This window comes from Mesorhizobium sp. LNHC229A00, from assembly GCF_000502415.1.
Taxonomy (GTDB): Bacteria; Pseudomonadota; Alphaproteobacteria; order Rhizobiales; family Rhizobiaceae; genus Mesorhizobium.
The window spans coordinates 160,989-173,824 of record NZ_AYWQ01000003.1; the positions used below are offsets into that span (position 1 = coordinate 160,989).

Genomic DNA, 12,836 nt, shown 5'->3' on the forward strand with positions numbered 1-12,836 from the left:
GATGCTTAGGCAGGGAGGAACCATGCACGAAAAAGAGCGCCACAGGATCATTTTGTCCGCCGTCCAGGAAAAACCTGTGGTGACGGTGCAGGAAATGGTCGACCTGACGGAATCGTCCGAGGCGACGATCCGGCGCGACATCGCGGCTCTCCATGTCCAAAAGCGCCTGCGCCGGGTGCGCGGCGGCGCTGAAGCAATATCGCCGCCGCAGTTCATCGGGCTGGCCGGCCGGCCCTTTTCCGTCAACGAAACGCTCAACGCGGCGCAGAAGCGGGCGATCGCTCGTGAAGCAGTCGAGTTGTGCAAGGATGGCGAGCCGATCATCATCAATGGCGGCACCACCACCTTCCAGATGGTGCATTTCCTGGCCGGCCTCCGCATGCCGATCTTCACCAATTCGTTCCCTATCGCCGAGCACCTGCTCAAGCACTCCAAGAATACGGTCATGCTGTCGGGCGGCACCATCTATCGCGAGCAGAACATCATCCTGTCGCCCTTCGACAATGACGTGACGCGCAATTTCTACGCACGCCGCATGTTCATGGGCGCTCAAGGACTTGGGCCTCTCGGCCTGATGGAAGGCGATCCACTTCTGATTCAGGCGGAGCAGAAGCTGATCGACCAGGCCGACGAGTTGGTGGTGCTGGTCGATTCCTCGAAATTCCGCAAACGCTCCAGCCTGATCCTGTGCGGTCTTTCGCGCATCGCCACCGTCATCACGGACGATGGCATCGAGGACCGCGAAGCCAAGATGCTGGAAACCGCGGGGGTGACGCTGATCGTCGCCCGCAAGTCGACAAAGGAAGAATCTTCACTGCAGGCCTGAGACACCCTCACGCCGCAGCGGCGATGGAATGCAACACTCAAGGGAGGAAATTCGATGAGCTTCTTGAAGAAATTGATGGTGACCGCGGCTTTCTCGGCCGCCATGTTCGTGAATGCCGCCTATGCGGAAAACGTCAAGATCGCGCTCGTGGTGAAGTCGCTCGGCAACGGCTTCTTCGATGCCGCCAACAAGGGCGCGCAAGAGGCGGCCAAGGAACTCGGCGACGTCGATATCATCTACACCGGCCCGACCAAGGCGACCGCCGAAGCCCAGATCGAAGTGGTTAATTCGCTGATTGCGCAGAAGGTCAACGCCATCGCGATTTCCGCCAATGACGCCGACGCGTTGGTGCCGGTGCTGAAGAAGGCCATGGAGCGCGGCATCACCGTCATCTCCTGGGATTCGGGCGTCGCCAAGGAAGGCCGCCAGCTTCACCTCAACCCGTCCGACACCGGCCTGATCGGCGAGACCATTATCAAGCTTGCCGCCGACTATCTGCCGGAAGGCGGCGATGTCGCCATCCTGTCGGCTTCCTCGACCGCGACCAACCAGAATTCCTGGATCGAAGCGGCCAAGAAGGTGCTGCCGGAGAAGTTCCCCAAGATCAAGCTCGTCGCCACCGTCTATGGCGATGACGACTCGGCCAAGAGCACCGACGAGGCCAAGGGCCTGCTGAAGTCCTATCCGAACCTCAAGGCGATCATCGCGCCGACCACCGTCGGCGTCGTCGCCGCCGCCCAGGTCGTCACCGACGAGAACCTGATCGGCAAGGTCAATGTCACCGGTCTGGCGCTGCCATCGGAGTTCAAGAAGTTCATCGACAACGGCGCCAGCCAGGCGGTTGCGCTGTGGAACCCGATCGACCTCGGCTACTCCGCCGTCTACCTCGCCCATGACCTGGCGGTGAAAAAGGAAGAGGCCAAGCCGGGTGCGACGCTGTCGATCGGCCGCGTCGGCAAAGTCACGCTCGACGACACCAACTCGGCCGCGATGGCTCCGCCCTTCCAGTTCGACAAGAGCAACATCGAGAAGTTCTCCAAGATCTATTGATCTCTGGCTTTCAAGCTGGCGCGGCGGGACTCACATCCCGCCGCGACTTCAAACGGACCTAGTTTCAGGGCTTGACACGGAACGGATATGGACACGACGGCCCGACATAGCGAGACCGACGAGCGGCTTCCGGCCTCCGCTCCGCGCCTGGCGCTGTCCGGCATCTCCAAGAGCTTTCCCGGTGTCCGTGCCCTGCACAATGTCAGCCTGTCGCTCTATCCCGGCCAGGTGACGGCGCTGATCGGCGAGAACGGCGCCGGCAAGTCGACGCTGGTCAAGATCATGACCGGCATCTACCAGCCCGATGCGGGCACGATCAGCATCGACGGCCAAGCCGTCGCGCTGCCCAGCGCGCACGCCGCCTTTGGCCACGGCGTGACCGCCATCCATCAGGAAACCGTGCTGTTCGACGATCTCAGCGTCGCCGAAAACATCTTTCTCGGCCATGCGCCGCGAACGCGCCTCGGCACCATCGACTGGCGCACGATGCGCAAGAATGCGCGCGAAGTGCTCGACACCATGCATGCCGGCCATATCGATGCCGATGCGCGGCTCAGGGATCTCGGCATCGCCAACAAGCATCTCGTCGCCGTCGCGCGCGCCATGTCGATCGACTCCCAGATAGTCATCATGGACGAGCCGACCGCAGCCCTTTCGATGAAAGAGATCGAGGAGCTTTTCCTTTTGATCGAATTCCTCAAGGAGCAGGGCAAGGCGATCCTGTTCATCAGCCACAAGTTCGACGAGATCTATCGCATTGCCGACCGCTACACGGTGTTCCGCGACGGCGAGATGGTCGGCGAAGNCCTACACGACGCTCTTCCGATCTGTTCAGGGATATCGGCTTCGAACTGCACAAGGGCGAGATTCTCGGCTTCTATGGCCTGGTGGGCGCGGGGCGCAGCGAGGTGATGCAGGCGATTTCTGGCATTACCCGCGTAAGCGGCGGCACGATCATGCTGCATGGCAAGACGATCGCGCCGAAATCGGCCGCGGATTCGATCGAGGCCGGCATCGTCTACGTCCCGGAAGAACGCGGCAAGCAGGGTGTGGTTATCGGCCTGCCGATCTTCCAGAATGTTTCGCTGCCATCCCTCGCCCGCACCTCGAAATCAGGCATGCTGCGGCTGGCGGAGGAATTTTCGCTGGCCCGCTCCTACACGGAACGGCTCGACCTCAGGGCCTCCTCGCTCAGCCAGGATGTCGGCACGCTATCTGGCGGCAACCAGCAGAAGGTGGTCATCGCCAAATGGCTGGCGACGACGCCCAAGGTGATCATCCTTGATGAACCGACCAAGGGCATCGACATCGGCTCCAAGGCCGCCGTGCACGGCTTTATGGCCGAACTGGTGGCGCAGGGCCTGTCGGTGATCATGGTGTCGTCCGAACTGCCTGAAATTCTCGGCATGTCCGATCGCGTCATCGTCATGCGCGAGGGGCTTGTCGCGGCGGTCTACGACAACGAGGGACTGGATGCCGAGACGCTGGTCAGGACAGCAGCAGGGATCGCGGCATGAAAGCTTTCCTGAAATACCGCGAAATCTGGCTGCTCGCGGCCATCGTCGTCTTGATCGGGCTGATCTCGACGCGCTACCCCGCCTTTGCCGACCTCGGCAATCTGCGCCAGGTGTTCAACGACACCTCGATCCTGATGATCCTGGCGCTCGGCCAGATGGTCGTCATCCTGACGCGCTCGATCGACCTGTCGATGGCGTCGAACCTCTGTTTCACCGGAATGGTGGTGGCGATGCTGAACGCCGCCCATCCGGCGATCCCGATCCCGCTTCTGATCGTCATCGCGCTTGCAGTGGGGCTGATGCTCGGCGCTATCAACGGCCTGCTGGTGTGGCGTCTGAACATACCCTCGATCGTGGTGACGCTGGGCACGCTCACCATCTATCGCGGCGCCACTTTCGTCCTGTCCGGTGGCGCCTGGGTCAATGCCGATAAGATGAGTGCGGATTTCATCGGCTTCCAGCGCGCAGCTTTCCTCGGCATTCCGGTTCTGTCCTGGATCGCCATCCTGGTGATCGCGCTGTTCTTCGTGCTGATGACGCGCACCGCGCTCGGCCGCTCGATCCATGCCATCGGCGTCAATCCGACGGCGTCCGTCTACACCGGCATCGATGTCGGGCGGACCAAATTCATCGTCTTCTGCATCTCCGGGATGATCGGTGGCCTCTGCGGTTATCTCTGGATCTCGCGCTATGTGATCGCCTCGGTCGAGGTCGCCAACGGCTATGAGTTGAACATCATCGCCGCCTGCGTCATCGGCGGAATCTCGATCGCCGGCGGCATCGGCTCGGTCGGCGGCGCCGTGCTCGGCGCGCTGTTCCTCGGCATCATCTCCAACGCTTTGCCGGTCATCAACATCTCGCCCTTCTGGCAGATGGCGATTTCGGGCAGCGCCATCATCCTGGCGGTCGTGCTCAACGCGCGCGGCGAACGCCAGCAGGGCCGCATCATCCTCAAGAAAGTGGAAGCGGCATGACCGACGTCCCTGCCCCTCGCCACATTCCCGACCGGCTCGACAGACCGCTCTCTTCGGCGATCTTTTCCTGGGAAGCGCTGCTGGTCGTGGTGGCCATCGCCATCTTTGCCATCAACAGTTTCGCCTCACCCTATTTCCTCGACCCGTATTCGCTGTCCGATCTCACCTTCAATTTCACCGAGAAGGGCCTGATCGCGTTCGCCATGGCGCTGCTGATTATTTCCGGCGAGATCGACCTGTCGGTGGCCGCCATCATCGCGCTCGCCTCGACCATGATGGGCATGGCGGTGCAGGCCGGCGCCGGCACGCCGGGGCTTGTCCTGATCGGCGTCGTCGTCGGGCTCGGCTGCGGCGCCTTCAACGGACTGCTGGTCACGCGGCTCGGCCTGCCGTCCATCGTCGTCACCATCGGCACGATGAGCCTGTTTCGCGGCATCGCCTTCATCATTCTCGGTGACCAGGCCTACAAGGGCTATCCCGAAAGCTTCGCCTTCTTCGGCCAGGGTTATGTCTGGTGGGTGGTGTCGTTCGAACTGGTGCTCTTCCTCATCGCCGCGGTGGTCTACTGGTTCCTGCTGCACCGCACGAATTTCGGCCGCCGGGTCTTCGCGATCGGCAACAATCCGGTCGCGGCGCAGTTTTCCGGCGTGCGCGTCGGCCGCATAAAATTCATCCTGTTTTGCCTGACCGGCCTGATGTCGGGCATCGCCTCGGTGCTGATCACGTCGCGGCTCGGCTCGACGCGTCCGTCGATCGCACAGGGCTATGAGCTGGAGGTCATCACCATGGTGGTGCTCGGCGGCGTCAGCATCCTCGGCGGCGCCGGCAGCATCCTCGGCGTGGTGCTTGCCGCCCTGATCATGGGGCTGGTGACCTTCGGGCTCGGCCTGCTCAACGTGCCCGGCATCGTCATGTCGATCTTCATCGGCCTGCTGCTGATCATCGTCATCGCGCTGCCGATCGTCTGGCGGCGGCTGCGCGGGGGACGCCTGGCCTGATGCCCGAGAAATACGCATTCAAGATGATGCTCAAACCCGGCATGAAGGCCGAGTACAAAAAGCGCCACGATGAAATCTGGCCGTCGCTGGTCGCGTTGCTGAAGCAGGCCGGCGTCTCCGACTACTCCATCCATCTGGACGAGGAGACGAACATCCTGTTCGGCGTGCTGTGGCGGCGCGATGGCCACGGCATGGACGATCTGCCGAAGCATCAGGTGATGCAGCGCTGGTGGGCTGAAATGGCCGACATCATGGAGACGAAACCGGATAACGAGCCGGTGGCGGTGCCGCTGGAAATAATGTTCCACATGGGATGAGCGCGGTCCGCCACATCGCCGTCATCGACATCGGCAAGACCAACGCCAAGGTGGCGCTGGTCGATCTCGCCACATTGAGCGAGGTGACGCTGCGCCGGGTGGCGAACGCGCCGGCGCGACAAGCGCCCTACCCGCATCACGATGTCGACGCGCTTTGGGCGTTTATCCTCGACAGCCTTGCCGACCTCAATCGCGAACAGCGCATCGACGCTATCTCGATCACCACGCATGGCGCAACCGGCGTGGTGGTCGATGCCAGGAGCGAGCTGGTGCTGCCTGTCCTCGACTATGAATACGGTGGGCCCGATGGGCTCGCGGCCGACTATGACGCGATCCGCCCGCCCTTCTCCGAGACCGGCTCGCCGCGCCTGCCGCTCGGCCTCAATCTTGGCGCGCAATTCTTCTGGCAGCAGCAAAGTTTCCCGACGGAGTTCGCCCGGGCCGCCGCGATGCTGATGTACCCGCAATACTGGGCGCTGCGCCTGACCGGCGTCGCCGCCAACGAGGTCACCTCGCTCGGCTGCCACACCGATTTGTGGAACCCCTGGACGGGGGATTTTTCGGCGCTGGTCGATCGCCTGGGCTGGCGCGAGCTGATGGCTCCCGTGCGGCCGGCCAGCGATCGTCTTGGCTCGATCCTGCCCGCGCTTGCGCAGCGGACCGGGCTCGATCCACAAACCCCGGTCTTTTGCGGCCTGCACGATTCCAACGCCTCGCTGCTGCCGCATCTCCTGTCAGACGCGCCGCCCTTCTGCGTGGTCTCGACCGGCACCTGGGTGGTGTCAATGGCGGTCGGCGGCAAGACGGTGGCGCTCGATCCGGCAAGGGATACGCTGGTCAATGTCAATGCGCTCGGCGACCCCGTGCCCTCGGCGCGGTTCATGGGCGGCCGCGAATTCTCGCTGCTGACCGAAGGCTCGGCGCAGAGCTGGAGCGACAGCGATGTCACCACGGTGCTGGCGCGCAAGACTTTGCTTTTGCCTTCGATCCAGCAAGGCTCGGGGCCGTTTCCGCATCACACCACCGCCTGGCGCAAGGGCGAGGCGATCCCTCCCGGCCAACGCTTTGCCGCCATCTCCTTCTATCTGGCACTGATGACGGCGACCTGCCTCGACCTCGTCGGCGGCGATGGCCCGACGACCGTCGAGGGGCCTTTCGCGCGCAATCAATTGTTCACGCGGATGCTTGCCGCGAGCACTGGCCGCGCGGTCATCGCATCGGAGGCCGCTACCGGCACCAGCATCGGGGCTGCCCTGCTGGCATCCAACCAGCGCGCGGCGCATGGCAAAGGTCAAACACAGGAGCGGCCGGCCGATCCGGCCTGGGCGGAGTATATCATCTCGTGGCGGGCGGCCGTCGAGGCTATTGGCTGATCAGAGAATCCGCTTGCCAAAGGCGGACATGACGAAGTTGACCGCGTCGCTACCGATCCTGGGCTCCAGATCGGTACTCAGGCCGGAGACATCCATCGACAGCAGCCCGCCGGAAAGTGCGATCGCCTCCATCGCCTGATGCGTCTCGCGCACGGTGAGGCCGCCGGAGCCAGCCGCCCAGCCGGCGAATTCGGTCGCCGTGGGCGAATAGCTGACATGAAACCCTTGCGTGCCCGAGGTGGCGATGCGGATTGCCTCGTGCATCAGGTCGCGCATGCCCATGGCGTCGATATCGGTCATCGTGAAGGCCGAGACGCGCGAATCCTTCAGAACCCGCACTTCCGCCGGGTCGGCATGGCGCAGCCCGATGATTACGACGTTTTCCGGCGACAGCTGCGGCTGCAGCGCGCCGGCCTTGTGGTCGAGGCCAAGCGAGCGCGCCAGTACCGACGCCTCCGGCAGGTCGATGCCATCTTCGTCCTCCGGCATCAGCGCGGCGATGGAATCGATCCAGATCAGGCCGAAGGAGTGGGTCGCGCGGGCCGTTGCGGTCAGCGCCTTGTGCGCGATGCGACGATCGGCGCCGGCGGAGAACCGGATCAGGCCCGAGGGCGGCCGATCGATATCGGCCAGTTCGACGACGTCGAAATTCATCGCCTCCAACCGGGCGCCAGTTGCTTCGCGCGCGAGGATGCGAGCGGCTTCCGCTTCGGCCGAGATCGACACCATCTTGCGGCCGGAGAAATCCGCGACATCGTGCATAGGCGCCTTTTCGACATATTCCGAGGTCATCGCCAGCAGCATGGCGCCATAGCTCATGCGGAAGGCGACGCGGTCACCAACGGCGAGCGGCGGGTCCGCATCCTGCACATCGAGCAGCAGATGGTCACTGGAGGCTCCGAGCACCCTTATCCCCTTGGCGATCGGGATCAGCCCTTCGACCAGCACATCCTCGCGGCCGATATTGGCGATGGCGCGCAGCCTGTCGCCTTGGTCGAGAAAGATCGGCTGGTTGCCGAAGGCATCGTAACCAGAGGTGCCGATCGGCCGCGACGGCTTAAGCTTGACCTCGATGACGTCGCTGGTCAGCCGGCAGGCATCGGGTTCGAGTTCCGCCCATGGCACATCGCGGAAGGTTTCGACACCGCCCTGCAGGATCGCTTCGCCGACGCGCAAATTGTTGATGCCAGCCGGCAATTTGCCTTCAAGCAGCAGCGGCAGGGACGACGACGCGCCGCCGGAGATGAACTCCAGGCTTTTGCCGGACAGACGCTCGGTCTTGTAGGCATGGGCGACGAGCTGGCCGAGATTTTCCTCTGTCGGCATGATGGCGCCGAAGCAACCGAGATTGGTGCCGATGCCGGCGATGCGCACGCCCTTCATGTCGAGAATCCGCTCGACCGTGGGGATGAGGTCGTTCGGCCAGATGCCTTCGCGGAGGTCGCCGAGATCGATCATCAGCATGATGTCGTGGACGCGGCCCATACGCTCGGCGATACGCGAGATCTCGCGGATGATCGTCAGTTCCGACTGCAGGCTGACGTCGACGGTGCGCACCACCTCCTCGACGCGCGCCATAGGCGGGCTGCGCAACAGCATGATCGGCGCGCTGATACCGCTGTCGCGCAGCCGGCGGATGTTTTCGAAACGCGACTCGGCGATCCCGGAGACGCCGCCGCGCAGCATGGCGCGCGCCACTTGCGGCATGCCGCAAGTGCCCTTGGTGACGCCGAAAACCTTGATGCCCGAAAGCGCGCAGCGGTCCACAATGGTGCGGGCATTGCGCTCGATGCGGCCAAGGTCGATGGCGACTTGCGGTCCCGACATCTTATCCCCTGTAGACAAGCCCGTGCGGGTCGATCTCCGGCCTGCGGCCAGCGACGATGTCGGCGAGAAATTTTCCCGAGCCGCACGCCATGGTCCAGCCGACATGGCCGTGGCCGGTGTCGAGGTAAAGGTTACTGTATTTCGCCTGGCCGATGACCGGCACCGAATTCGGCATCATCGGCCGCAAACCCGCCCATAGCTCGGCCTTCCTCTGGTCGAAAGCACCGGGGAACAGGTCCTTGCCGGTCCTGAACATGGTGGCGAAGTCGCTGGGCTTGTGGGTGCGGTCGAAGCCGGTGAATTCGGCGGTCGAAGCCAACCGCAATCGATTGCCGAGGCGCGAATAGGCCATCAGCTGATCCTCGTCGGCGCCGCCCATGGTCGGGCCTTTGCTCTCATCCTCCAGCGGAATCGTCGCGGTATAGCCCTTCACCGGATAGACCGGCAGGTCGATACCGTAGCGCCGGCCGAGCAGGCCGCTCTCCGGCCCCATCGATATGACCACCGCATCGCCGGCGATCGGTCCGGCCGAAGTCATCACGACACGCACCCGGTCGCCTTCGATGTCGAGGCCCTCGACCGTCGTCCCATAGAGGAATCTCACGCCGAGCTTCTCGGCGGCATAGGCAGCGAGGTTCTCCACGAACTGCCGGGAATCACCGGTCTGGTCGATCGGCGAGTAGACACCGCCGGCGATCTTTTCCTTCACCCCGGCTAGACCTGGTTCAAGCTCGACCAGCCGGTCGCGGCCGACGATCTCGATCGGCAGGCCATGCTCGGCGAGATAGCGGTAATTGTCGGTGCCGGTGTCGAGACTGTGCTGCGAGCGGAAGAAGTAGAGAATGCCCTTCTTGCGCTCGTCGTAGTGGATGCCGGTATCGGCGGATATGGCGTTGATACAGTCGCGCGAATAGAGCGCCAGCCGCAGCTTGACCTGGCTGTTGGCCCGCAGGCGGGCCACCGTGCACTGGCGCAGGAAGCGCAGGCTCCAGGCGAGGAAATAGGGATCGAAGCGCAGCCGCACCTTGATGCCGAGATCATGATTGTAGAGCCCGCGCAGGAACGTCTTGAGTGCAGCCGGCGAGGCCCAGGCGGTGGCGTCGCCTGGAGACACCAGCCCGGCGTTCGACTGGCTGGTGCCTCGCGCCGGCGCGGCATGACGCTCGATGACGGTGACCTCGTGGCCGTCGGCGGCCAGATAGTAGGCTGCCGCCGTACCGACGACGCCGGCTCCAAGCACCGTTATCTTCATGCCATCCCCCAAACCTCTTCGCGGCACCGCGCCTCCACGCCGTGTCGCGAATACTTGCATAGCGCGTCGCCGCGCGCCTTGCGAGCCCTGGGCTTGTGAGCCCCCTGGGGAAAGCGCGCTCAGCCCCGCGCGGAGTTCTTGCTGGTCAGGATGCGTTCCCAGGCCAGCGCGTCGTTGACGATCTGGTCCAGATCGTCGCGCTGCGGGGTCCAGCCCAGTTCCGACCGGGCGAGATCGGAATTCGCAACCACCGCCGCGGCATCCCCGGGACGCCGGTCGCCCATCCTGACCTCGAAATCATGGCCGAAGGCGCGCCGCACGCTTTCGATCACCTCGAGCACCGAATAGCCATGGCTGTAGCCGCAATTGGCGACGAGGCTGGCGCCCCCGGCGCGCAGTCGCTGCAAAGCCAGGCGATGCGCTGCGGCCAGATCGCTGACGTGGATATAGTCGCGCATGCAAGTGCCGTCCGGCGTCGGATAGTCGGTACCGAAGACCTGCATGAAGGGTCGCTTGCCAAGCGCGGTCTCGCAGGCGACCTTGATCAGATGGGTGGCGCCCGGAGTGGACTGGCCGGTGCGGCCCTTCGGGTCGGCGCCGGCGACGTTGAAATAGCGCAGCGCCGTGTAGCTGATGTCGTGCGCAAGGCCTGCGTCGCGCAGCATCCACTCGCTCATCAGCTTGGACAGGCCATAGGGCGATTCCGGCGCCAGGCGCGCATCCTCGCGCACCGGCTCCAGCCCGGCGCCGCCATAGACGGCGGCTGTCGAGGAGAAGATGAAATTCGGCACGCCCTCGCGGACCGCGGTTTCGATCAACGTGCGAGTCTTCGAGGTGTTGTTCTCGTAGTAGGCGAGCGGATCGGCTACCGATTCCGGCACCACGATGGAGCCGGCGAAATGGATGATGGCGTCGACATGATTGTCCCGGATGATCCCGCCGACCAATTCCTTGTCGGCGACATCGCCGACAATCAGCTTTGCCTCTGGCGCCACTGCCCATTCGAAGCCGGTGGAAAGGCGGTCGAGAACGACCACGCTTTCGCCCGCATCCAGCAATTCCCAGACCATATGGCTGCCGATATAGCCGGCGCCGCCTGTCACCAAAACCGTCATCCCAAGTCCTCGCTTACCCAAGATTTATCCGAAACTGTCTCAACAACCGCCTTACTGGAAAGCCCGGCGGATGGCCATTAGAACGAGAGGTAACCGGCGTTCACTTGATGTGGAATCGTGCGGAAACAAAAGTGATCGACTGAGCGTGTCGTGAAGTGGAATAGGCCACGATCCGCCAACGTTAGAAACAGGTGCGGGGCGTGGCATTTTGACCAAAATGGCCCGGTGGACGGCCAAAAGGCCAATGATTATGATGCCGCGCAAAATTGGGAAGTCGACATGAACTATCAGCGGTTTTTCGAGGAAGCGATCGATCAGCTCCATGCCGAGCGTCGCTACCGCGTCTTCGCCGACCTGGAGCGTATCGCGGGCAAGTTTCCGCGCGCCATCTGGCGTTCCAACGGCCGCGCCGAGGAAATCACCGTCTGGTGCTCCAACGACTATCTCGGCATGGGCCAGCATCCTGACGTGATCGCCGCATTCCAGAACGCGGCCGGCAAGATGGGTTCGGGCGCCGGTGGCACCCGCAACATTTCCGGCACGTCCAACCCGCTGGTCGAGCTCGAGCATGAGCTTGCCGACCTGCATGGCAAGGAGGCGGCACTCGTCTTCACCTCCGGTTTCGTCTCCAACGAAGCCTCGATCTCGACCATCGCGCGGCTTTTGCCCAATTGCCTGATCATCTCGGACGAACTGAACCATGCCTCGATGATCGAAGGCGTGCGACGCTCGGGCGCCGAGAAAAAGATCTTCCGCCACAATGACGTCGCGCATCTGGAAAGCCTTTTGCAGACGGCGGGGCGCGAACGCGCCAAGCTGATCGTCTTCGAAAGCGTCTATTCGATGGATGGCGATATCGCGCCGATCAAGGAGATCGTCGAACTTGCCGAACGCTACAACGCCTTGACCTATATCGACGAGGTCCACGCCGTCGGCATGTATGGACCGCGCGGCGGCGGCATCACCGAGCGCGAAGGCCTGGCCGACCGCATCGACATCATAGAAGGGACGCTGGCCAAGGCGTTCGGGACGCTTGGCGGTTACATCACCGGCACCAGCGCCGTCATCGACGCGGTGCGCTCCTATGCGCCGGGCTTCATCTTCACCACCGCGCTGCCGCCGGCGATCGCCGCCGCGTCCACCACGTCGATCCGCCACCTGAAGCGCTCGCAGGCCGAGCGCGACGCCCAGCAGCAGCAGGCGAGCCGAACCAAGCAGATCCTGTCGGCGGCCGGTCTGCCGGTGATGGAGTCGCCGACACATATCGTGCCGGTGCTGGTTGGCGATCCTGAACTCTGCAAGATGGCGAGCGACCGCCTGCTCGGCGTCCACGGCATCTACATCCAGCCGATCAACTACCCGACCGTGCCACGCGGTACCGAACGGCTGCGTATCACGCCGACGCCGTTCCATTCCGATGCGTTGATCGCCGAACTGCAGGACGCGCTGGTCGAAACCTGGGACGCGCTCGGTATCCCTTACGGTTCGGCGGGACGGCCGTCGGTGGCCAAAAGCGACCGCATCATTCCACTGCTGGTGCCCAAGTCAGGCGGCTGAAGTCAGGCGGCTGAAGCCCGTTTGAAACTC

10 protein-coding genes and 1 pseudogene are annotated in these 12,836 nt (G+C 63.5%); 8 read left to right on the forward strand and 3 right to left on the reverse strand.

Going from position 1 to position 12,836, the window contains the following annotated elements:
- The first annotated feature begins 22 nt into the window (after nucleotides 1-22).
- The 7 genes and pseudogenes from X742_RS161885 to X742_RS161860 all read left to right on the forward strand — a co-directional run bounded on the left by X742_RS161885 (nucleotide 23) and on the right by X742_RS161860 (nucleotide 7,055).
- The gene (locus X742_RS161885; protein WP_023770977.1) at nucleotides 23-826 is read left to right on the forward strand and encodes a DeoR/GlpR family DNA-binding transcription regulator; all 804 of its coding nucleotides are present in this window, start codon (nucleotides 23-25) and stop codon (nucleotides 824-826) included.
- 54 nt (nucleotides 827-880) lie between these two features.
- Complete coding sequence (rhaS, locus tag X742_RS161880; RefSeq protein ID WP_015319234.1) at nucleotides 881-1,876, forward strand: rhamnose ABC transporter substrate-binding protein; 996 nt, start codon at nucleotides 881-883, stop codon at nucleotides 1,874-1,876.
- Between the two features lie 87 nt (nucleotides 1,877-1,963).
- Nucleotides 1,964-3,393, forward strand: a pseudogene (locus X742_RS01000000169825) (sugar ABC transporter ATP-binding protein).
- Nucleotides 3,390-4,367: an ABC transporter permease gene (locus X742_RS161875; RefSeq protein ID WP_023770978.1), complete on the forward strand. Its 978-nt coding sequence runs from the start codon at nucleotides 3,390-3,392 to the stop codon at nucleotides 4,365-4,367. The pseudogene X742_RS01000000169825 and the gene X742_RS161875 overlap by 4 nt, the downstream one beginning before the upstream one ends.
- Entirely contained in the window at nucleotides 4,364-5,365 is a 1,002-nt protein-coding gene (locus tag X742_RS161870) for an ABC transporter permease (protein WP_023770979.1), read from the forward strand. The genes X742_RS161875 and X742_RS161870 overlap by 4 nt, the downstream gene beginning before the upstream one ends.
- Nucleotides 5,365-5,682: an L-rhamnose mutarotase gene (gene rhaM / locus X742_RS161865; RefSeq protein WP_023770980.1), complete on the forward strand. Its 318-nt coding sequence runs from the start codon at nucleotides 5,365-5,367 to the stop codon at nucleotides 5,680-5,682. The genes X742_RS161870 and rhaM overlap by 1 nt, the downstream gene beginning before the upstream one ends.
- Nucleotides 5,679-7,055, forward strand: coding sequence for an FGGY-family carbohydrate kinase (locus X742_RS161860; RefSeq protein WP_023770981.1), 1,377 nt, complete (start codon nucleotides 5,679-5,681; stop codon nucleotides 7,053-7,055). The genes rhaM and X742_RS161860 overlap by 4 nt, the downstream gene beginning before the upstream one ends.
- On the opposite strand, the gene X742_RS161855 is transcribed toward X742_RS161860, so the two are convergent.
- The 3 genes from X742_RS161855 to galE form a co-directional block, all read right to left on the reverse strand.
- Nucleotides 7,056-8,882 carry an alanine racemase gene (locus X742_RS161855; RefSeq protein ID WP_023770982.1) on the reverse strand — a complete coding sequence of 609 codons (1,827 nt, stop codon included), beginning with the start codon at nucleotides 8,880-8,882 and terminating at the stop codon, nucleotides 7,056-7,058.
- A gap of 1 nt (nucleotide 8,883) precedes the next feature.
- Nucleotides 8,884-10,134, reverse strand: coding sequence for a D-amino acid dehydrogenase (locus tag X742_RS161850; RefSeq protein WP_023770983.1), 1,251 nt, complete (start codon nucleotides 10,132-10,134; stop codon nucleotides 8,884-8,886).
- Between the two features lie 119 nt (nucleotides 10,135-10,253).
- Nucleotides 10,254-11,249, reverse strand: coding sequence for a UDP-glucose 4-epimerase GalE (gene galE, locus X742_RS161845; protein WP_023770984.1), 996 nt, complete (start codon nucleotides 11,247-11,249; stop codon nucleotides 10,254-10,256).
- Between the two features lie 279 nt (nucleotides 11,250-11,528).
- On the opposite strand from galE, the gene hemA reads away from it, so the two are divergent.
- Nucleotides 11,529-12,806 (forward strand): 5-aminolevulinate synthase, encoded by a 1,278-nt coding sequence (gene hemA, locus X742_RS161840; RefSeq protein WP_023770985.1) that lies wholly within the window; start codon nucleotides 11,529-11,531, stop codon nucleotides 12,804-12,806.
- The last annotated feature ends 30 nt before the right edge of the window (nucleotides 12,807-12,836 follow it).